Origin of the sequence: Streptomyces beigongshangae (assembly GCF_019710745.1) — a bacterium.
Taxonomy (GTDB): Bacteria; Actinomycetota; Actinomycetes; order Streptomycetales; family Streptomycetaceae; genus Streptomyces; species Streptomyces beigongshangae.
Genome location: NZ_JAHKJW010000017.1, coordinates 1 through 21195, shown reverse-complemented (window position 1 = coordinate 21195; position 21195 = coordinate 1). Strand labels below are relative to the sequence as shown.

15 protein-coding genes are annotated in these 21195 nt (G+C 72.2%); 13 read left to right on the top strand and 2 right to left on the bottom strand.

What is annotated here, in order from left to right:
• The first annotated feature begins 99 nt into the window (after positions 1–99).
• From KM933_RS15310 to KM933_RS15300, 3 genes are all read left to right on the top strand, one after another.
• Positions 100–981 carry a helix-turn-helix domain-containing protein gene (locus KM933_RS15310; protein WP_221352414.1) on the top strand — a complete coding sequence of 294 codons (882 nt, stop codon included), beginning with the start codon at positions 100–102 and terminating at the stop codon, positions 979–981.
• Between the two features lie 17 nt (positions 982–998).
• Complete coding sequence (locus tag KM933_RS15305) at positions 999–1172, top strand: DUF397 domain-containing protein (protein ID WP_430727321.1); 174 nt, start codon at positions 999–1001, stop codon at positions 1170–1172.
• 390 nt (positions 1173–1562) lie between these two features.
• Positions 1563–2189 carry a Uma2 family endonuclease gene (locus KM933_RS15300; protein ID WP_221352410.1) on the top strand — a complete coding sequence of 209 codons (627 nt, stop codon included), beginning with the start codon at positions 1563–1565 and terminating at the stop codon, positions 2187–2189.
• A gap of 314 nt (positions 2190–2503) precedes the next feature.
• Here the strand turns inward: KM933_RS15300 and KM933_RS15295 are convergent, their stop codons facing one another.
• Positions 2504–2905: a hypothetical protein gene (locus KM933_RS15295; RefSeq protein WP_221352407.1), complete on the bottom strand. Its 402-nt coding sequence runs from the start codon at positions 2903–2905 to the stop codon at positions 2504–2506.
• Between the two features lie 8 nt (positions 2906–2913).
• Positions 2914–6486 (bottom strand): ALF repeat-containing protein, encoded by a 3573-nt coding sequence (locus KM933_RS15290; protein WP_221352405.1) that lies wholly within the window; start codon positions 6484–6486, stop codon positions 2914–2916.
• A gap of 408 nt (positions 6487–6894) precedes the next feature.
• On the opposite strand from KM933_RS15290, the gene KM933_RS39335 reads away from it, so the two are divergent.
• From KM933_RS39335 to KM933_RS15240, 10 genes are all read left to right on the top strand, one after another.
• The gene (locus KM933_RS39335) at positions 6895–7404 is read left to right on the top strand and encodes a hypothetical protein (RefSeq protein ID WP_308013410.1); all 510 of its coding nucleotides are present in this window, start codon (positions 6895–6897) and stop codon (positions 7402–7404) included.
• Between the two features lie 61 nt (positions 7405–7465).
• Positions 7466–9616, top strand: coding sequence for a trypsin-like serine protease (locus KM933_RS15280; protein ID WP_308013409.1), 2151 nt, complete (start codon positions 7466–7468; stop codon positions 9614–9616).
• A 276-nt stretch (positions 9617–9892) separates the two neighbouring features.
• Positions 9893–11134: an ROK family transcriptional regulator gene (locus KM933_RS15275; protein WP_221352403.1), complete on the top strand. Its 1242-nt coding sequence runs from the start codon at positions 9893–9895 to the stop codon at positions 11132–11134.
• A 105-nt stretch (positions 11135–11239) separates the two neighbouring features.
• Complete coding sequence (locus KM933_RS15270) at positions 11240–12505, top strand: 6-phospho-beta-glucosidase (protein WP_221352401.1); 1266 nt, start codon at positions 11240–11242, stop codon at positions 12503–12505.
• The gene (locus KM933_RS15265; protein ID WP_308013408.1) at positions 12496–13569 is read left to right on the top strand and encodes an N-acetylglucosamine kinase; all 1074 of its coding nucleotides are present in this window, start codon (positions 12496–12498) and stop codon (positions 13567–13569) included. Before KM933_RS15270 ends, KM933_RS15265 begins: the two co-directional genes overlap by 10 nt.
• Positions 13570–13839: 270 nt before the next feature.
• Positions 13840–15351: a hypothetical protein gene (locus KM933_RS15260; RefSeq protein ID WP_430727319.1), complete on the top strand. Its 1512-nt coding sequence runs from the start codon at positions 13840–13842 to the stop codon at positions 15349–15351.
• 22 nt (positions 15352–15373) lie between these two features.
• Positions 15374–16402, top strand: coding sequence for a glutamate ABC transporter substrate-binding protein (locus KM933_RS15255; RefSeq protein ID WP_221352399.1), 1029 nt, complete (start codon positions 15374–15376; stop codon positions 16400–16402).
• A 154-nt stretch (positions 16403–16556) separates the two neighbouring features.
• Positions 16557–17876 carry a coiled-coil domain-containing protein gene (locus KM933_RS15250; protein ID WP_221352397.1) on the top strand — a complete coding sequence of 440 codons (1320 nt, stop codon included), beginning with the start codon at positions 16557–16559 and terminating at the stop codon, positions 17874–17876.
• On the top strand, positions 17873–20755 hold the full coding sequence (locus KM933_RS15245; protein ID WP_221352394.1) for a serine/threonine-protein kinase: 2883 nt from the start codon (positions 17873–17875) through the stop codon (positions 20753–20755). The genes KM933_RS15250 and KM933_RS15245 overlap by 4 nt, the downstream gene beginning before the upstream one ends.
• A 3-nt stretch (positions 20756–20758) precedes the next feature.
• On the top strand, positions 20759–21195 hold a 437-nt coding region (locus KM933_RS15240), incomplete at its 3' end, for a zinc ribbon domain-containing protein (RefSeq protein WP_221352392.1).

Below are 21195 nucleotides of genomic sequence, written 5' to 3'. Positions count from 1 at the left end.
AGTTAGGCGGATGTCTTGGATGCAAGAATCTAAGAGACAATTGTCTCCAACGAGTGAACGTCGTCGACTACACAGTGCGAGCAGAGCGACACTGGACCCGTGAATCGATCTGCTCAGCTCGGAAACCGGGCGTCAACGGTGTTGGGACGCAAGCTCGGTGGCGAACTGCTGCGGTTGCGCGACGCATCGGGCAAGACCCAGCACCAGGCCGCCCAGACCATCACTGCGACCAACTCGAAAATCGTGAAGATGGAGCAGGGCTGGGTACCCATGCGGGACCCGGACATCCGAGTGCTCTGCGAGTTCTACGGGCTGGAGGACCCGAAGGCGGTGGCCCGGCTGCTGGAACTGGCGAAGCTGGACCGTGACCGCCGTAAGGCCAAGGGCTGGTGGCAGCACACCCCCCAGGCGGGCGCCATGGCGGAGTACATCGCGATGGAGGATGTGGCAACCGGCGTACGAGCCTGGCAACAGGCACTGGTCCCGGGCTTGTTGCAGACTCCCGAGTACACGCGGGCCCTCGCTGTCAGCGAGGGTCTCTGGAACGATCCGGACGAGATCGAGGGGATCGTCGAGGTCCGGACGAAACGCCAGACCCGCCTGTCAGGACCCGAACCGCTCCGGTTCTACGCGGTGATCGGAGAGGGAGCGCTGCGCCAGCAGGTCGGCGGCCCAGAGGTGATGCGCGCACAGTTGCAGCACCTGCTGAAGGCGGCTCAGCTCCCCCATGTTCGCATTCAGGTACTGCCTTTCCGGGCGGGCGGCCACGCTTGCGTCGGCGGTTCCTTCAACATCCTCTCGTTCGCCGAGGCCGAAGCGGTGGACGTGGTCCACGTCGACAGCATCGCCGCTACCGTGTGGGTCGAGAACGACACCGAGAGCGCCACGTACAGTTCGTTCTTCGAACGCACGGCACGGCTGAGCCTGGCCCCCAAGGACTCGCTCGGACTGATCGAGAGCATCAGCGAGGACATGCATTGACATACCGCTTCAATTTCGTGAAGTCCAGCTACAGCACTGCAAGCGGCGAATGCGTCGAAGTCGCCCTCAATGTCCCGCACACCATCGCCGTCCGCGACTCAAAGGACTCCGACGGCCGAATACTCCGGCTCTCCCCCACCGCCTGGGCGGCGTTCACCGCCGCACGAGCCTTCGACGGCCGTCGGCGATAAAAGTGAGTCAGCACCCCACGCCTCAGCCAGGTCGTCGCCTTCGGTCTCTCGGATTCGCGTTCGGACTTGTCCCGACGCACTTCGCCGCCTGCCGGGAACCAGGTGCCTCAGCCCTGGATCACGCCTTGGCGGGCAACACGACACTCTGCGGCATCCCTCGGCATCAGGTGACGGCCTACCGGCACCTGTTCCTCGCCAAGAAGGCCGGGACATGCCCGGACTGCAGGGCGAAAGCGCTCGACGCCTCAGCAAGCCCTTCAACCGGGCGCCCCTCATTCGAGTGAACGCCAGCAGGATTCCCAGGTCGGACGGGTCCGAGTGCCTCATGGTTCTGCCGGGGCACCCAGAACGGACGTAGCCTGGCAACAGCGTGGCGAGGGAGAAGCATCGATGACTGCCGAACTCATCATGGAGCCGGTCATGACGCAGCAGGACCCCATTGATCTGCTGATCGCGTTCGAAGAAGCGTCCGAGACGCCGATTCGACCCGAGTACGTCGAGGGGACAGTCATCGTGCCGCCGGCACCGAACGACAACCACAATGACGGCGCTTTCGAACTGTCCTTCCAGTTCCGCGCCGCCGGATACCGCTTGGTGGGCATGGGCAACGGCTACCGAGCCGCGCACAAGGACGGCCGTACCATGGCCCTGCTCATCCCCGACTTCTACGTGCGCCGCCGCAAGGCGACGGAGCTCGACGAGTCGTACCGCAGGGCCCACAAGGGCTGGTACCCCATCGACATGATCTCCCTGGTCGGCGAGGTGACTTCCACCAACCACGAGACGGACACCGGTCCCAAACTGCGCACCTACGCCGCCGCCGGCGTCCCCGTGTACGTACTGGTCAACCGTCGCCGGAAGACGGCCCACTGCTACTCGGACCCGATCAACCCCGGCGACGACCTCACCGAGGCGTACTACGCCACCGAGGTCAAGTCCGACCTGGGCCGCCCCCTTCCGCTCCCCTCCCCCTATCCGGCCCTGGAGACGGCTCCCTTTCTGGAGCCCTCGGAGTAATGGAGCGGCCGACGACGGCGCCCTCGCTTTCGCCCTCGCAGGTAACGACTCCGCCGCCGTGGGGACGTCCTTGCCGACGCCCTCCTCGCCCCCGGTGCGCCATGAACGACCGTGCCGCACCCGGCCTCCTGCTGGAGCACGGCCCGCCCGACCTGCAGACATCCATTAGTTGCAGCGGCATCCCTCGCGCACAACAATGTCGGCCTTCAAGACCACAACTGGGTCTTGAAGGCCGACATCATGTGATCCCCGAATCAGCGGGCAGCTTCGAAAGATCCCGCCGGGGCCGCTTCGCGCCGAGAGGTCACGCAGCCCTACTCTCCTCCAGGATCACCGACCCCTGAATGGAGAGAATGGTACTTCGAATACATACCAGCCAGCGCCATCACGTTATCCCGCACTGCCAGGAACTCAAGCAGGAGGGAGAGCAGCAATTCTATTGCCTTTTGCTCCTGCTCTGGAGTCGCCTTTTCCAGCTTGCTCCAGCCCCATGACTCGATTTCAGGCAGCGCCTCTTCGAGGACGAGCGCCTGCCATCCGAAGCTGGAACATTCCCCTTTGCGCACGACCAGCCACTCGGTGAATCCGCGCATCAGCCCACCGGAGCGGGCCTGATCGAATCCGTTGAGAAACATGACCGTATCGCTATATGCCTTGTTGAGACCGTAGAGCCCCGGCCGGGCTCTCACACCCTCAAAGTACTTCTTGTCGTCCACGGACTCCCCTAGAATCCGAAATCTATGACATCGCCGTACTGCCATTTGGACTTGTACTCCGCGATCGACTCTCCGCCACTCGGAGTGAATGCGTCATAGACCCTGTCGTTGAGTACCACTACGACATGATAACCATTGTTCCAGTTGTGGGTCGACTGATCCCGGTATTCGCCAAAGAATGCCCCTGGTGCGGGAATCCGAATGATCTTGCCTTCGCCGAGATTTTCACGGATCCTCTCAGCGCAAACCTGGCAGTCTCCGGGGCCGTTCGTGATCATCGACTTGTCTCGGGGCAGCCCAGGAACGCTGTGCACGCCGCAAGAAGCATCCGCGAAAGTGGCGAGGGAGCCACCGAACGGAGTGGACCTACCGGCGACCTTGCAGCCGCGCCTGAGAAGTTTCAGCTCGTCGTGGAGCTTCTCCAAGGCCCTGAACTTGCCGCCGATGAACGCGTCGGCGGCAAAGCTGGAGCAGTGCTCGAAGTCCTTCTCTTCCAGGCATGCCTGGTACTCGCCGAGGCCGATGAGTTCCTTGCTGACGCCCCACAGTTCCTTCATGGCGGCGCCGAACTCGTCGCCCTGGGCGGTGATGCCGCAGAGGACTTCCTGATGCTGGCACCATTGGGCCTCTTCCCGCGGGTCGCAGGGGATGTACCCGGAGTTGCAGCGGTACATCTTCCGGGCGAGCGCCCCGTTGTCGTTGACCGCTTTCTGTTTGGCCTCGACGGCGGCCTTGCGGCGTGCTTCCTCCTCCTCCTTGTACTTCTTGACCGCGATGACGAACGCGCCGGTGGCGGCCTCAAGCGCGGCTTCGGCGTCCTTGCCGGCCTCGATGGCCGACCGGCGTGCCTGGTCGGCGGCGACCCAGGCACTGGAGGCGGATGCCTGGGCCATCTCCGAGGAGAGGGTGGCGTCGGTCGCCGATCTGGCCGCGTCCTGGGCGGCGGCATCGGCGCTGTTGGCGGCGTTGCGGGCCGTTCTGGCGGAGGCGGCGGCGCTGGCCGCGGAGGCCTCGGCGTTCTTGGCGTGCTGTGTGGCCTGGTCGGCGTAGCCCTGGGCCTTGGTCGCGGAGGCGTCGGCCTTCCGCGCCCATTCGTTGGCCTCGGCAGCGGCGTTGCGGGCGGTGGCGGCGACCTTCTGGGCGGTCGCGGCGCTCTGCTGTGCGAGGGCGGCGACCTTGGCGGCGTCCGCGATGAGTTTCTGGACCTGGGCCACGTGGGTGGCGGTGAGATGGTCCTTCCGCTGTGCCTGGTACTGGCCGGAGACGATGAAGGCGTGCAGCGTCTGCGGCGAGCCCTCCAGCGCGATCCGTGCCGCGGACTTCACCTCGGGGCTGCCGGAATCGATCAACTGGGCGGCCCGCACCCGCTCGTCCTGGGTCCGCGCGGTGGGCTGCGTGGTGAGCAGGAAGTGGCTGTACTTCTTCGGGTCGCCGGTGTTCAGAGCGGCACGGCCGGCATCGGTGAGAACCGGTCCTGCGCCGTCCAGGGCCTGGGCGATGGCCACCCGCATGTCGTCGGAAGCCACCTGGTACTGGCCGCTGGTGATGAACGCGGTGATCGCGGCGGCGTCACCGTCCAGGGCGGCCTCGGCCGCGTCCCGGACGCTCTTCGTCCCGCTCTCCTCGGCCAGACGCTCGACATAGGAACGGTCGTCCTGCTCCTGCGCCGTCCGCCAGCCGTTGCGCAGGTAGTCGATGACCACCTCGTCGGGACCCGCGAGGGCGGCCTCGGCCGCGGCACGCGCCCACGCCGTGCCGCCCTTCATGACCCGCACGGCCAGTTCGCGGCCCTGCCCGGCGACGGCAGCGAGGTCGGCGCCGGGCTTGGCCGCCTCCGTCACCAGCCGGTCCCGCTCGGTCTGCCGGTCCCTGTCCTCCTGTTCCCGTCCGGCCAGGGCGGCGGTGCGGGCCGCGTCGGCCTCCCGCTGGTCCCGGGCGCGTTCGATGCCCGCGTTGGTGCGGCCGAGCAGTTCCTCGGCCTCCACCTCGCGGGCGAGCGTGTAGACCTCCTGGGCCTTGGTCACGGCGTCGGTGGCCACGCCGGCGGCCTCGGTGGCCGCGTTGGCGTGTTCGGTGGACTTCGCGGCGGCCGTGGCGGCGTTGCCCGCGTGTTCGGCCGCGTCCCGGGCCGCCGCACCCGCGTTCCTGGCGTGCGTGGCCGCTGATCTGGCCGCGTCACGGGCCTCACGGGCCGCCTTGGCCGCCTTGCGGGCCAGGCCCTCGGCGGCGGACGCGGCGCGGTTGGCCTCCGCCGCATGGCGCTTGGTGGCCGCCGCGGCGGCACGAGCCCGGGCGGCGGCCTCACTGGACTGCCCCGCGTAGCTGCTCGCCTCCACCGCCGCGTTGGCGGCGAGGTTCGCGTTCGTGCCCGCGCTCACGGCCGAGCGCGCGGCGTCCCCGGCCGCGTCGGCCGCGGTGGCCGCCTGACCGGCCGCGTCGGCCGCCAGATCGGCACCGGCAGCGGCCTTCTCCGCGTTCTCGGCCGCCTTCAGCGCGGCACCCGCGTTGCGCTCGTCCACCGCCGCGTCGGCCGCCGCACTACGGGCCCGGGACGCCGCCTGCGAGGCACCCGCCGCAGCCGCGGCCGCCTGCGAGGCGGCGTTCGCGGCGACCCGCGCCGAGTTGTTCGCGGCCCGCGACGCGTTGATCGCCGTCTGTGCGGCGGCAGCGGCCTGCGATGCCGCCTCCGCCGCCCGGCCGGCAGCCCGAGCGGCCTTGTCGGTGTCCTTCTTGGCCGCCTCGGCCTCCGACGCGGCCTTGAGCGCGGCTTCCTTGGCGAGCTCCGCCGCCTTGACCGCCTTGGCGGATTCCTTTTTCGCTGCCGCGGTCTCCTTGGCCGCCTGCCGACCGGCCTCCTTCGCCTGCGCGGCCAGCTCGGCGACCGTGGCGTGCTCCTCGTCCTTGGCGCGCGCGACGAACTGCCCGACCTCCAGGAACTCCCGGATGTCCGCGGCGGTGCCGTTCAGCGCCAGGCGCCCGGCAGCGCGCACATTGGTGCCGCCCACGCTGATGACCTGGACCAGCTGCACCCGCTCGTCCTGCTCCCGCTGGACGTACTGCCCCTCCTGCAGGAACTTGCTGACGTCGTCCGCCGTACCGTTCAGCGCGGCCCGTCCCGCGTCCTGCACGATGGGCCCGCCCTCGTCGATGACCTGCGCCACCCGGACCCGGTTGTCCTGCTGCATCGGGGCTTCCCAGCCCCAGCTGACGAAGATCTCCAGATCCTCGGGGGCCCCCGAGAGCGCCGTACGGGCGGCGTCCAGAAGCTCCGGACCGCCCACCGAAGCGAGCTGGGCGGCACTCACCCGCTTGTCCTGGAAGGACATGTCCTCCGCCGCCGCGAGGAACGCCTGCACGTCGGCGTCACTGCCGCTCAGCGCCGCCTCGGCGGCCGCCTTCACTCCGGGACCGCCGGACTTCCAGTAGTCGACGACCAGGCCCCGGTCGGTCGGTGTCACCTCCGCCAGCGCGGCGACCTCCGCGCCGGCCGACGGAGCTTCCGCGGCCACGGAGGGCGCGGTGCCCAGCAGGCCCAGCACGAGGGTGAAGGACAGCAGACCCAGTACCGCTGCGCGTATCACGCCCGGCGGTCTTTCCGCCAGAACGGATCCGTTCATTCTTCGATTCACTGGACACCTTTCTCAGCCATCGGCGACGCGTACCACCGTCCGCCGAATATCGGAGAGCCGATCATAACGCCCAGCATTTCCACCGGGGATCACAAATAAAACTCCCGCACCCGCCGCTACCGGGGGCTTCACCGATCGCCCTTTTTGTCTCCCCTCAGCTTCTGGACCTGCGAAATGACTGAGGGATGACAAACCGTCAACTAGCGTCACATGACCGATATTCCGGTGTGCAAAAGCGCAGAGAAAGTGTTTGACGACCGGTGAAACAGAGGGATAAGGTCCACACCGCCTTTACTTTCACGTAACTCGACAGGAAGCGGGTCTCCCCCCAGGGAAAGCCGCACCTGAAAGGAGTGTGCGGTGGCTTTCCGCACGCGTAGCCTGATATTTTCCGGGGCGGCAGCAATTCTTGCCGCGGTCATCGGAATTCCGCTCGCCGTCGCAGATGAATCCGCTGCGCCGAAGGCGGCGGCCGACGTCCCGCCGGTCGCGGTGGAGGATTACCACTACCCGGGCGCCGCCGACATCCTGGCGACCGAGGGCATCAAGCTGAACAGGGGCGACGGGCGCATCCTGCTGGAGGAGTGCGGCGCCACGCCCGACCAGATCAGCGTCTTCACCGTCAGGGACGACTCGGTCGGCCGCAAGGACACCTACTGCTTCCGGGCCACCGCGAGCACGGGATACCTCACGCTCGAACTGCCGCGCGTCTTCGCCCTCCAGACCGGCGAGCACCCCATCAGCGCCGATCTGACCGCGAACGGCGAGACCAAGACGGTCACCGTCGCCGAGGGCGGTTTCCAGAGCGTCGGCGAGGGCAACGTCGGCGGGGCCCGGTCCGTGCTCGTCGAGATCCGTGTCACCGGCTGACCCGACCGCGCCCAGAGTCAAGGAATCGAGAAACGTGATCCCCGTACGTCTCCACAGACCCGTGACCACCGCCGGAACCGCAGCCGCCGCCCTGTTGGGCGCCGCCGTGGCCGCCGGTGTGCTGACCGCCCCCGCCCACGCCGTCTCCGGCGACGGCTCCTCCGCCGGCAGCTACGCCTTCGCCGCCCGACTGGCCATCGGCGCCGACGACACCGCCCGCGCCTGCACCGGTTCCCTCGTCGCGCCGCAGTGGATCCTCACCGCGGCGAGCTGCTTCGCCGCCGACCCCGAGACCGCCGCGGCCGCCGCGGGCAGGCCCGCCCTCAAGACCGTCGCCACGGTCTCCGGCAAGACCGGCGAGGTCGTGGAGCTGGTGCCGCGCGCGGGGCGCGACATCGTGCTGGCCCGGCTCGCCAAACCCCTCACCGGCATCACCCCGGTCCCCCTGTCCGCCACCGCCGCCACGGCGGGCGAGCAGCTGAAAGCCGCGGGGTACGGTCGCACCAAGACCGACTGGGTGCCGGGTTCGCTGCGCACCGCCGCGTTCACCGTCGGTACGGCCGGGTCCGACGACATCGCCGTCACCGGGGTGAACGCCGCGCTCTGCAAGGGCGACACCGGCGGGCCCCTGCTCCGCGAGGCGGGCGGACAGGTCAGCCTCGTCGGCGTCAGCAGCCGTTCCTGGCAGGGCGGCTGCTTCAACGAGAAGGAGACCCGCACCGGCGCGGTCGCCTCCCGCGCCGACGACCTGGCCGCCTGGGTCACCACCACCGTCAACGCCGCCCGCATCACCGACTTCAACGGTGACGGCGTGCCCGACACGGCTGTCGGCGATCCCGCGGCGGCCGTGGGCGGCCTCACCAGCGCCGGCCTCGTCCGCGTGGTGTACGGCGGCGGCAAGGGCACCGCCGAGATCACGCAGAACTCCCCGGGCGTGGGCGGGTCCGCCGAGGCGAGCGACTGGTACGGCGAGTCCCTGGCCGTGGTGGACCACAACCTGGACGGGTACAGCGACCTGGTGGTCGGCGCCCCCGCCGAGGACATCGGCGACCAGGCGGACTCCGGTTTCGTCCAGATCGTCTACGGAGCGGCCGCCGGCCTGACCAAGGGGCAGACGGCCACCACCCTTGAGCAGGGCAAGGGCGCGGGCGCGATCCTCGCCGGAGCCCCCGAGGCCGGGGACCGCATGGGCCACTCGCTGACCGCGGGCGTCACCACCGGCGGTGAGCCCTATCTGCTGATCGGGGTCCCGGGTGAGGACCTCGACGGCGTCGTCGACGCCGGCAACGCCTACTACCTGCGCGGCACCACCAACACCTCGATCAACCAGGGCAAGGACGGCGTCCCCGGTGTCCTGGAGAACGGCGACCGCTTCGGCACCTCCCTGGCCGGTTCACCGGAGCACCTCGCGGTCGGCGCCCCCGCCGAGGACATCGGCGACCAGGCGGACTCCGGCAGCGTCCAGGTGCTCAAGCACGGTCTGACCGGCGGCTTTCCCACTCCCGTCGTGGACGTGGACCAGGACGACTCCGCGGTCACCGTCACCGGCTCGCCGGAGGCGGGCGACCAGTTCGGCGCCTCGCTCTCCCTGACCTCGTACCGCACCACGGCCTCCGACTCGGCGACCGCCACGGACTCGATCCTCGCCGTCGGCTCCCCCGGCGAGGCCCTCGGCACCGTCAAGGAGGCGGGCCGCGTCGTCACGCTGCGGATCACCGCGGCCGGGAAGGCCAGCCAGCTCGGGGACATCAGCCAGGACCCGGCGGACGTGGTGGGCGCCCCGGAGGAGGCCGACCACTTCGGCCGGCAGGTCTCCGTCGCGAGCACCGTGCCCGGCGCCGTGGCCACCGCCCAGAACATGCGGCTCGCCGTCGGCGTTCCCGACGAGGACATCGGTACGGCCTCGAACGCCGGTTCCATCACCGCTTTCTCCCTGCTCGGCAACCCCGGTGACAGCGACGTGGCGGTGGAGCCGGGCATGGTCGGCCTGCCGGGCGCCTCGGGTGCGAACCAGCGGCTGGGCACGAGCGTCTTCGCGACCGCCGCGCACCTGTACGTCGGCATGCCGTACGGCCCGGCCCCGTACGGTGCCGTGCACACGGTGCCGTGGGCGAACATCGTCTCCGCGGCGTCGGAGCCGGTCACCACGTACCAGCCGGGCCAGGGCGGGCTCCCCGCCGCCGGAACGCAGTTCGGCAGCGTCGTGCGCTGACCCCGCAGGACGGGCGGGGGGGCCGCGGCGCAACCGCCGCGGCCCCCCCGCCGCCGATTCGGCGGAAGTGGATCCTCCGCCCGCGGAACCACCGCCCCCGCAGGTGACGGCTCCGTCGCCGCGAGGGCGCGTCCTTGTTGACGCCCTCCTCGCCCCGGCCTACCTTCCTTCCCAGTGACCCCGTCGACAGGAAAGTTTCCTAACAGTGTCGTCCCGGTGGACCGACCGGCCGGCGTCCTGGGGGGCTGGGCAGCCGAGAGGCAGGTGGCGACCGTCATGGCGGGAACGGCAGGCATACCCGGCGCACCGGGCACACCGGGCACCCCCCGCGTGCTGCGCGCCATGAACGACCGTGCCGCGCTCGACCTCCTGCTGGAGCACGGCCCGCTGTCCCGGACCCGGATCGGCAGGCTGACCGGGCTGTCGAAGCCGACCGCCTCCCAGCTGCTCGCCCGGCTGGAGGCGGCGGGGCTCGTCGTCGTCACCGGCACCAGTGAAGGGCGGCCCGGACCCAACGCGCAGTTGTACGCCGTCAATCCGGCCGCCGCCCACGCCGCCGGGCTCGACGTGACGCCCGGGCGGATCCTCGCCGCCGTCGCCGACGTGACGGGGCGGACGGTGGGCGCGTACGAACTGCCCACCCCCGGCCGGCGCCCCGCCCACGGCGTCGTGCAGCAGGTCACCGACGCCCTCGACGGTGCGGTGAAGGCGGCGGGGCTGACCCGGGCCGACCTCCGGCGGCTCGTCATCGGCACCCCGGGCGCCTTCGACCCGAACACCGGACGCCTGCGCTACGCCTCCCACCTGCCCGGCTGGCACTCCCCCACCCTGCTCGACGAGCTCGCCGCGGCGCTGCCGATGCCCGTCGAGTACGAGAACGACGTCAACCTCGCCGCCATCGCCGAACAGCGGCTCGGCGCGGCCCGGGGTCACGAGAACTTCGTCCTGCTGTGGAACGAGGACGGCCTGGGAGCCGCCCTCGTCCTCGGCGGGCGGCTGCACCGCGGCTGGACCGGCGGCGCGGGCGAGGTCGGCTTCCTGCCCGTGCCCGGCGCCCCGCTCGTGCGGCACGTCACCAAGGCAAACAGCGGCGGCTACCAGGAGCTGGCCGGCTCCCAGGCCATTCCGGAGCTCGCCCGCGCACTCGGCGTCGAACCGATCCCCAGCGGCCCGTGCACCGAGGTCGCCGCCACCCTCGTGGAGCAGGCCGCGGACATCGACGCGGGCCCGCACCGGGAGCTGCTGAAGACGTACGCGACCGGGCTCGCCACCGGCCTCGCCTCGCTCGTCTCCGTCCTCGACCCCGAACTCGTCGTCCTCAGCGGCGCCTCGCTCAGCAGGGGCGGCGAACCCCTGCGCGCCCTCGTACAGGCCGAACTGGCGGAGCTGGCCGCGTCCCGGCCGCGCCTCGTCCTCGGCGAGGTGCGCGAACAGCCCGTGCTGCGCGGCGCGCTGGAGAGCGCGCTCGCCGCCACCCGCGACGAGGTCTTCGACACCTCGGCCCGCGGTGGTTCCTGATGTGGGAACCCTGCCGGAAGCCGTGCCGCCGGCGGCCGGACCGGGTGCCGCGGCCGTCACGCGCGCCGGAGTGGGAAGCGGAGTCACCGGAGTGAAAGGCTGAGGATGAAACTCGCAGTAGTGGGCGGGGGTTCCACCTACACCCCCGAGCTCGTGGACGGGTTCGCGCGGCTGCGGGACACGCTGCCCGTCGGGGACCTGGTCCTCGTCGACCCGGACCCGGACCGGCTGGAACTCGTCGGCGGGCTGGCCCGGCGCATCTTCGCCAGGCAGGGGCACCCGGGGCGCATCACCACGACCGACGACCTCGACGCGGGTGTCGAGGGCGCCGACGCCGTGCTGCTCCAACTCCGCGTGGGCGGTCAGGCCGCCCGCCATCAGGACGAGACGTGGCCGCTGGAGTGCGGCTGCGTCGGCCAGGAGACGACCGGCGCGGGCGGCCTCGCCAAGGCGCTGCGTACGGTCCCGGTGGTGCTCGACATCGCCGAGCGCGTACGGCGGGCCAACCCGGACGCCTGGATCATCGACTTCACCAACCCCGTCGGCATCGTGACCCGCGCGCTCCTCCAGGCCGGTCACCGGGCGGTCGGGCTGTGCAACGTGGCGATCGGCTTCCAGCGGAAGTTCGCCGGGCTGCTCGGGGTCGCCGCCGGTGACGTGCACCTGGACCACGTGGGCCTCAACCACCTCACCTGGGAGACGCGGGTGCGGCTCGGCGGCCCCGAGGGGGAGGACGTCCTGCCGAAGCTGCTGGCCGAGCACGGTGACGCCCTCGCCGGCGACCTGCGCCTGCCGCGCGGCCTCCTGGACCGGCTCGGGGTCGTCCCCTCCTACTACCTGCGCTACTTCTACGCGCACGACGAGGTCGTACGGGAGCTGGGGACGAAGCCCTCGCGGGCCGCGGAGGTGGCGGAGATGGAGCGGGAGCTGCTGGCGATGTACGGCGATCCGGCACTCGACGAGAAGCCGGCGCTGCTGGCGAAGCGGGGCGGGGCCTACTACTCGGAGGCCGCCGTCGACCTCGCCGCGTCCCTGCTGGGCGGGGGCGGCAGTCCCCGCCAGGTGGTGAACACGTACAACCGGGGGACACTGCCGTTCCTGCCCGACGACGCCGTGATCGAGGTGCAGGCGGCAGTCGGGCGCACCGGGGCGGACCCGCTGCCGGTGGCGCCGGTGGACCCGCTGTTCGCGGGACTGATGGCGGGCGTCACCGCGTACGAGGACCTCGCCCTGGAGGCCGCGCTGCGCGGGGGCCGGGAGCGGGTGTTCCGGGCGCTGCTCGCACATCCCCTGGTCGGCCAGTACGCGCCGGCCGACGGGCTCACCGACCGGCTGATCGCGCACAACCGGGAGCACCTGGCGTGGGCGTGACGCACACCGCGCCCGGCACCGGCACCGGCACTGCCACCGGAGCCGGCACCCGCACTGACACCGGAGTCGGTACCGGCACCGGCGCGGGGGCCGGCGGGACCGTCCTCGCCGTCGACGCGGGCAACAGCAAGACCGACGTCGCGGTCGTGGCGGCCGACGGGAGCGTGCTGGCCACGGCGCGCGGCGGCGGGTTCCAGCCGCCCGTGGTCGGGGTCCGGCAGGCGGTGGACACGCTCGCGGACGCGGTGGACCGGGTCTTCGCCGCGTCGGGCACCGCCTCCGTCGGCCATGTCTCGGCGTGCCTGGCCAACGCCGACCTGCCGGTGGAGGAGGAGCGGCTGGCCGCCGCGCTGCACGCGCGCGCGTGGGGCGCGACCGTGCAGGTCCGCAACGACACCTTCGCGATCCTGCGGGCCGGGGTCGAGGAGCCGCGGGGCGTCGCCGTGGTGTGCGGCGCGGGCATCAACTGCGTGGGGATGCGGCCCGACGGCCGGGTGGCCCGCTTCCCCGCGCTCGGCCGCGTCTCCGGTGACTGGGGCGGCGGTTCGGGGCTCGCCGAGGAGGCGCTGTGGCACGCGGCGCGCGCCGAGGACGGACGGGGCCCCGCGACCGGGCTGGCCCGCGCCCTGCCCGCGCACTTCGGCCTGCCCACGATGTACGCGCTGATCGAGGCGCTGCACCTGCGGCGCATCGAGGAGGTGCGGCGCCACGAACTGGTGCCGGTCCTGTTCGCCACCGCGGCGGACGGCGACGCGGTCGCCCGCGCGCTCGTCGACCGGCTGGCCGACGAGATCGTGACCATGGCGGTCGTCGCCCTGACCCGGCTCGACCTGCTGGACGAGGAGGTGCCGGTGCTGCTCGGCGGCGGCGTGCTGGCCGCCCGCCATCCCCGGCTCGACGACCGGGTGCGGGAACTGCTGGCCGAGCGGGCCCCGAAGGCCGCGCCCGGGGTCGTCACCGCCCGGCCGGTCCTCGGGGCCGCGCTCCTGGGCCTCGACCACGAGGGCGCTCCGCCGCGGGCGTACGCCCGCGTGCGGGAGTTCTACGAGTGCGAGGGGGTCTGAGCGCCGGGTCCGGGCGCCGGGTCCGGGCGTGCCGGGAACCGAACAGTTCGAGTTGGCGTATTCAGAAGCAAGGGTGGTGTTCAGAAGCAGGGGTGGTGCGGGATCTTCGCCGTACCGCGATCCGCGCAAGGCCGTACCGCGATCTGCGCAAGATCGAGTCAAGACCTGTGCGGATACCGGTCCCGGCGGCGATACTTGCGGCCGTGCGTCTCTTCCCGTGCTCCCCGGCGCCGGGCGGAGACGACCGGTGATGACCATGGGGGAGGTCGGGTGACACACCAGGAGCAGGGCACCGCGGCGCCACCGGGACCACCGGGACCACCGGGACCACCGGGACCACAGGGACCACCGGGAACCCCGGGAACCCCGGCGGGCGCGCTGCCCCCACTCCCGCCGCAGGCCCCGCCGCCGGGGCCGCGGGGAGGGCCGGGCGGGCCCGGCTCCGTGCCCCCGCGGCGCACGGCGTGGGCGGAGGGCGTCGACCGGCTGCGGGCCGCGGCCACCACCGAGCCGGGGCGGCTGCGCGTCATCGGCGCCGTCCTCGCCGCCCTGGTGGTCGTGTTCGGCGCGCTCACCGCCTGGGAGATGGCGGAACGTTCGGCCGCCGCGGACGACGTGCTGCACCGCAGCCAGCCGCTGAGCGCCGACGCGGCCGACATCTACCGCTCCCTCGCCGACGCCAACACGGCCGCGTCCAGCGGCTTCCTCGCGGGCGGCCAGGAGACGGCCGAGTCCCGCAGGACGTACGAGCGCGACATCCGCCTCGCCGCGGACAAGCTGGTGACGGCGGCGGCCAACTCCGAGCCCGGCTCCACCTCGCAGAAGACCATCACCGAGCTCAACAAGATGCTCCCCGAGTACAAGGGCCTGGTGGAGCGGGCCCGCGCCAACAACCGCCAGGGCTACCCCCTCGGCGGCGCCTACCTGCGGTACGCCAACTCCAAGATGCAGGTGATGCTCGGGGACGCCGAGCAGCTCTACAAGGTGGAGAACCAGCGGCTGCGCTCCGACTACGACGACGCGACGCCCTACCCGTGGATCGCGATCGGCGCCGGCGTCCTGGCCCTCGGCGGCCTCGGATGGGCCCAGCGCCGCAACTACCGCAGGACGAACCGCGTGCTCAACCACGGCCTGGCGACCGCCACGGCCGCCACCACTGTCGTCCTGCTCTGGCTGGCCGTCGGCCACACCGCCGCCCGCGCCGGGCTGAACGAGTCGTACGACCACGGGGTGCGCTCGCTGAACACGCTGAACGACGCCCGGATCGCCTCGCTCAAGGCCCGCGGCAACGAGAACCTCACCCTGGTCGCCCGCGGCGCGGAGACCAAGGACGTCGGCACGGGCGCCGCCAGGAAGACCGTGGACGTGTACGACTACGACTACGAGCGGCAGATGAGGGACCTCACCGCGAAGCTGGCCGCCGCCGGGGACCTCGCCGACGACACCGCGGGCGCGAAGCCGGTCGAGGCCGCGACGGACAGCATGAGGGTCTGGAAGGAGCGGCACCGGGAAGCCCGCGCGCAGGACACCGCCGGCAACTACCAGGCGGCGCTCGACAAGGTCATCGGCACCGCCGCCGAGGAACCGACGGGCGAGTGCTTCGAGAACGTGGACGAGAACCTGAGGAAGGCGCTCGCGCACGAGCGCGCCGAGTTCCGGCGGGCGGCCGGTGACGGCCGGGGCGCGATGGACGGTCTCGTGGTGGGGGCCGCGGTGCTCGCCGTGCTGGCCGCGGCCGGCGCGGTGCTGGGCATCGGGCGCAGGCTGTCGGAGTACCGGTGAGACGGTGGGAGGGGACACGGTGATGAACGTGCGACGTCTGCGGGCCGGTCTGCGGGGCTGGGGCGGAGTGGGCGCCATGGCGGTCGTCTGCGCCCTGGCGGCGGTGTTCGCGCTGCTGCTGCCGGTGGCCCAGTCCCGCGGGGGCGCCGCCGACTCCGACGGCCGCGGGGCGGCCCGGACCGACCCGGTCGGGGACGAGGACTGCCTCGACCCCGAGCACCCCGAGGACCAGAGCCTGTCCCCGTCCTCGGGCGGGCAGAACGGCCCGGCGGTCCGGAAGATCAAGGCGCGCGGCCATCTGATCGTCGGCGTCGACCAGAACAGCTTCCGTTTCGGCTACCGCAACCCGAACAGCGCGTCCGCCGAGGCCGAACTGGAGGGCTTCGACATCGACCTCGCGCGCGAGATCGCGGACAGGATCGTGGGCGAGAAGAAGAACAACGTCCGCTTCCGGGCGATCCCCACCGACCAGCGCATCCCGGCGATCCAGGACGACAAGGTCGACATGGTGGTGCGCACCATGACGATCAACTGCAAGCGGCTGGAGGACGTCGCCTTCTCCTCGCCCTACTTCGAGACCGGTCAGCAGGTGCTCGCCCCGAAGAAGTCCGGCATCACCGGGTACGACGCCTCCCTGGCGGACAAACGGATCTGCACGGCGGCCGGTTCCACCGCCTACGACGCGCTGGAGGCCGGCAAGAAGTCCGGGAGCCTGGCCGGGTCCGCCGACTTCGAGGGGCGCACCGTGCCGAACCAGCTCGACTGCCTGGTACGGCTGCAGCTCGGCGAGGTGGACGCCGTGGTCACCGACGGCGCCCTCGCGGCGAGCCAGGCCGCGCAGGACCCGACGGTCGGGCTCAAGGGCGAGCCGTTCACCGAGGAGTACTACGGCGTGGCGATGAAGAAGGAGGCGGACGACCTGGTGCGCCGGGTCAACCAGATCCTGGTGGACTACCGCAAGGACGGCTGGCGGACGTCGTACGACACGTGGCTCGCCAGGACTCTCGGCCCCTCGTCCGGACCGCCCGCGGTCAAGTACAGGCAGCCCTGAGGCCGGTTCGGACACAAAACGCGTACGGGGACGCACGGTTCGGCGAATAGGCTCCGGAAAGTTCAGGAAGTACCTCAAGTACCCGAAGTACTTGAAGTGCCCGGGAGACACCGGGCGGGCAGTCGGCCGGCACGGACGAGGCGAGGGGTGATCGATGGGCGTCGCGGGACCGTCCGGGCCGGTACTGGACCGGGACGAGGTGGACCGCGCGCTGGCGCGGCTCGGCGCGGAGCACGAGGCCATCGAGACCTCGCTCCTCGCCCTGCAGGACCACGCGGGCCGCAGACTCCTCGAAGGCGCCGAGCTGACGGGCACGACCAAGGAGCGCTGGGAGACCACCGAGGCGGCGATCACCCTGCTGTGGGCGTACTTCGACGCGTACGCGGGCGCGCTGCGCTCCGCGCGGCAGATCCGCTCCCGCAGGCGCTGGTCGAGCCGCGAGGACCTCGTCGAGCTGACGGAACTGCTGCGCGGCGAGAGCGTCACGGTGGCCGGCAGCGCCTCCACCGCCGCGGCGCCCACGACGGCGGGCACGGGCCGGCTGAGCGAGCGCTTCACCCTGGCCGAACTCGTGGAGCGCATGAACGAGCTGTACGCGTCGTCGCTGGACATGGTCGTCGCGGCCGACGCGGTCTGGTCGGCGCTGCCGGCCCGGATCGACCTGCTGGCCGCGGAGTTGCAGCGCACCCGCCGGCTGGCGCACTCCGTGGGCGTCCGGCCCGGTGAGCACCCCTCGGGGGACGACCTGGAGCGGATCACGCGCACGCTGACGTCGCTGCGCGAGCAGGTGGTCTCCGATCCGCTGGCCTTCTGGACACCGGCGCGGGGGAGTTCGGCGCCCGGCGGCGGCCGCCCCGACACGACGCGCTACGACCGGGAGGCGCGCGCCCTGGAGGAGGTGCGCCGCGAGATCGACGCCGTGCTCACCGTGCGCCAGGACGCGGAGGCGCGGCTGGTGCGGCTGCGGGACGTGCTCAGCCGCGCGGACCGCACCCTCGCGGAGGCGAGGAGCGCGCGCGGCGAGGTCCTGGCGAAGATCGCCGCGTCCGAGGTGCCCGCGGTCAGCGGCCCGCCCACCGCGCTGCAGGAGCAGCTGGCGGCGGCCTCCGAGTACCGCAGGCACGCGCAGTGGCACCGTCTCTCGCCCCTCCTGGAGTCCCTGGAGGAGAAGGCCGAGGACGAGCTGCTGCGCGCCCGGGAGTCGCTGACCGCGGTCACCGCGCCGCTCGCGGTCCGCGCGGAGCTGCGCGGCCGGCTCGACGCGTACAAGGCGAAGGTCGCCCGGCACGGCCTCGCCGAGGACCCGCTGCTCGTGGAGCGGTACGACGCGGCGCGCCGCATGCTGTGGAGCGCGCCCTGCGACCTGCGGGTGGCGGAACAGGCGGTGCTGCGCTACCAGCGGGCGGCCGCCGAGCTGCTGGCACCGAGGGTCCCCGGCGACGGCGGGCCACAGGACCGGAGGGGGGAGTCATGAGTCAGCCGGACGAGAACCGGCACAACCGGCCCAACCGGCCGAACCGGCAGGGCGGGCAGGGCGGGCAGGGCGGGCAGGGCCAGGGGAGCGGACAGGATCCGCAGAAGCCGTGCCAGCGGCCCGGGTGCACGGGGTCCTACGAGGACGTGGGCGGCGGCGAGCTGTACTGCGACACCTGCGGTCTGGCGCCGGTCGTCTCGTCGACCGGCAGGGTGGGCTCGCCGCCCACCGGGATCACGGCGGGCGGCAAGGGGGCGCGCGGCTCGGGCAACGCCGGCTCGCACTCCGGCTCCCGCGCGTCCTCCCGTGCGTCGTCCCGCTCATCGTCCCGCTCCTCGTCGCGGTCGGCCCAGTCCCGGCGCTCGGTGTCGGGCCGTCTGTCGCGCTCCGTCTCGGGGCGCTCCACGGGCCGCTCGGTGTCGGTGCGCAGCTCCGGTTCGGCGGCCGGCTCCTCGGCCCGCGGCCGGCTCGGCGTGGGTCTCGTACAGGTCCCGGGCGTACCGCGGCCCGACCCGCGCGCGATGGTGCAGGAGAACCCCGAGGTTCCCGAGCGGAAGCGATTCTGCTCCCGCTCCGACTGCGGGGCGCCGGTGGGGCGTTCGCGCGGTGAGCGGCCCGGGCGCACGGAGGGCTTCTGCACCAAGTGCGGCCATCCGTACTCGTTCGTGCCGAAGCTGTGCAGCGGCGACATCGTGCACGGCCAGTACGAGGTCGTGGGCTGCCTCGCGCACGGCGGGCTCGGCTGGGTCTACCTCGCCGTCGACCGGGCGGTCTCCGACCGCTGGGTGGTCCTCAAGGGCCTCCTCGACACCGGCGACCAGGACGCCATGGCCGCCGCGATCTCCGAGCGCCGCTTCCTCGCCGAGATCGAGCACGCGAACATCGTGCGGATCTACAACTTCGTGGAACACCTCGACCAGCGCACCGGCTCCCTCGACGGCTACATCGTCATGGAGTACGTCGGCGGCAAGTCCCTCAAGGAGATCGCCAACGGCCGCCGCGACGCGCTCGGCAGGCGCGACCCGCTGCCGGTCGAGCAGGCGTGCGCGTACGGCATCGAGGCGCTGGAGGCCCTCGGTCACCTGCACAGCCGCAACCTCCTGTACTGCGACTTCAAGGTCGACAACGCGATACAGACCGAGGACCAGCTCAAGCTGATCGACATGGGCGCGGTGCGCCGGATGGACGACGAGGAGTCGGCCATCTACGGCACGGTCGGCTACCAGGCCCCGGAGGTCGCCGACGTCGGCCCGTCGGTCGCCTCCGACCTCTACACGGTCGCGCGCACCCTGGCGGTCCTGACCTTCGACTTCCAGGGCTACACGAACGTGTTCGCGGACTCCCTGCCCGACCCGGACACCATCGAGGTCTTCCGCACCTACGAGTCGTTCTACCGGCTGCTGGTGCGGGCCACCGACCCCGATCCGGCCCGCCGGTTCGCCTCCGCGCAGGAGATGGCCGAGCAGCTCACCGGGGTGCTGCGCGAGGTCGTCGCCGTGCAGACGGGACGTCCGCGGCCCTCGCTGTCCACCTTGTTCGGGCCCGAGCTGAGGGTCACCGACACGGAGTTGTTCGGCAGGCTGGACGGGGACGTGTCGCTGCTGGGGGCCAGGCCCGTGCACGTACCCGCGTGGTGGAGGAGAGGCGCGTCGGCGCGGGCGGCCGAGGCGGCCGAGGCGAACGGGTCGGCCCCGGCAGCCGGGGTCGGCGGAGTCGGCCGGGTCGGCGGGCCGAACGGGCCGAACGGTTCGCCGGCCCTCGCGCCCGCTCCGGCATCCCTCGTCAAGCCGCTGGACACCGCGGCCGCCGGGCTCGCGCTGCCGGTCCCCCACGTCGACCCCGGCGATCCGAACGCCGGTTTCCTGGCGGGGCTCATGACCTCCGCGCCCGCGGAGCTGATCACCGCGCTGCACGCGGCGCCCGCCGGTTCCCCGGAACTGCGGCTGCGCGAACTGCGGGCGCGCCTGGAGATGGGCGAGCACGACCACGCGACCAGGACCCTCGAAGCCCTGGAGGCCGACCACCCCGACGACTGGCGGGTGGTCTGGTACCGGGGCGTGGCGGCACTGGCGACCGGCGGCCACGAGGTCGCGGCGGTGTCCTTCGACGCGGTCTACGACGCGTTCCCGGGCGAGCCGGCGCCCAAGCTCGCCCTCGGGCTGTGCGCGGAGGTCCTCGGGCAGCTGGACAACGCCGCCGAGTACTACCGGCTGGTGTGGACGACCGACCCGAGCTATGTGAGCGCCGCGTTCGGCCTGGCCCGCGTCCAGCTGGCGGCGGGCGACCGCGCGGGGGCCGTACGGACGCTGGAGTCGGTGCCGGAGGCATCCATCCACTACACGGCGGCGCGGGTCGCCGCCGTGCGGGCACGGCTGCGGCAGCGCCTGGCGGAGACCGCCGCGTCCGTGCCGGGGGCCCTCGCGGCGCCGGCAACGGCAGTACCGGCAGCGGCAGCGACGGCGGCAGCGGTACCGACGGCACCGGCGGGCGCCGCCGCGACCGCGCCCGGGACGGTGGTGCCCCGTCAGGGGGTACCGGGTTCCGGGCCGCCCGGTACGGCGTTCCTGGCCGACCTGACCTCGGCCTCGGCCCAGGTCGAGGCCCTGGACGGATACGGCCTGGACGCCGTGCGCCGCGAGCAGTTGTCCACAGAGGTCCTTGGCTGCGCCCTGGACTGGGTACTCTCCGGTAGCCAGGGTTCCGTCCCACCGGCCACCGGTGCGCGGACCGTACTGCTCGGCAGTGACCTGGACGAGCGGGGTCTGCGTTTCGGTCTGGAGCGTTCGTACCGGACACTGGCCCGGCTCGCCCCAGGTGGCGAGGAGAGGATCGATCTGGTGGAGCGCGCCAACCGCTACCGCCCCCGGACGTGGGTGTAATTCATGTCGCAGATGCCCCAACTGGCCGCCTGCCCCAGCTGTGAGGAACCGCTGGAGTCGGGAGACCGTTTCTGCGGTGCGTGCGGGTACGACCTGTCGGCCGTACCCGCGCCGCCGGACGACCACCCCACGATCGCCATGAACGGCGCGGCGCCGCGGCCCCCTTCGGCCGCGGCCTCCGTGGACTGGCCGGTCGCGCCCGAGCCGGCCGGCTCGGACACCCCGGCGGCCGTGGTCCTGCCGACGGACCTGGAGGGCCGGGAGTCGGGCGGCTCCGAGAGCCCGGGCCCCGGCGTACGGTTCGACCGGCCGGGCCGGCCTCCGGAGGCGCCGCACGCCCAGCCACCGGCCCGGCCTTCCGCTCCACCGCCCGGCCGCCCTTCGGAGGCGCCGCACGCCCAGCCACCGGCCCGGCCCGCCGCTCCACCGCGCGCCGCGCC

What these genes read in the sequence shown, in the direction of transcription:
- KM933_RS15300 (WP_221352410.1), top strand. Translation starts at nt 1,563, where the DNA reads ATGACTGCCGAACTCATCATGGAGCCGGTCATGACGCAGCAGGACCCC.
- KM933_RS15245 (WP_221352394.1), top strand. Translation starts at nt 17,873, where the DNA reads ATGAGTCAGCCGGACGAGAACCGGCACAACCGGCCCAACCGGCCGAAC.
- KM933_RS15250 (WP_221352397.1), top strand. Translation starts at nt 16,557, where the DNA reads ATGGGCGTCGCGGGACCGTCCGGGCCGGTACTGGACCGGGACGAGGTG.
- KM933_RS15255 (WP_221352399.1), top strand. Translation starts at nt 15,374, where the DNA reads ATGAACGTGCGACGTCTGCGGGCCGGTCTGCGGGGCTGGGGCGGAGTG.
- KM933_RS15270 (WP_221352401.1), top strand. Translation starts at nt 11,240, where the DNA reads ATGAAACTCGCAGTAGTGGGCGGGGGTTCCACCTACACCCCCGAGCTC.
- KM933_RS15275 (WP_221352403.1), top strand. Translation starts at nt 9,893, where the DNA reads ATGGCGGGAACGGCAGGCATACCCGGCGCACCGGGCACACCGGGCACC.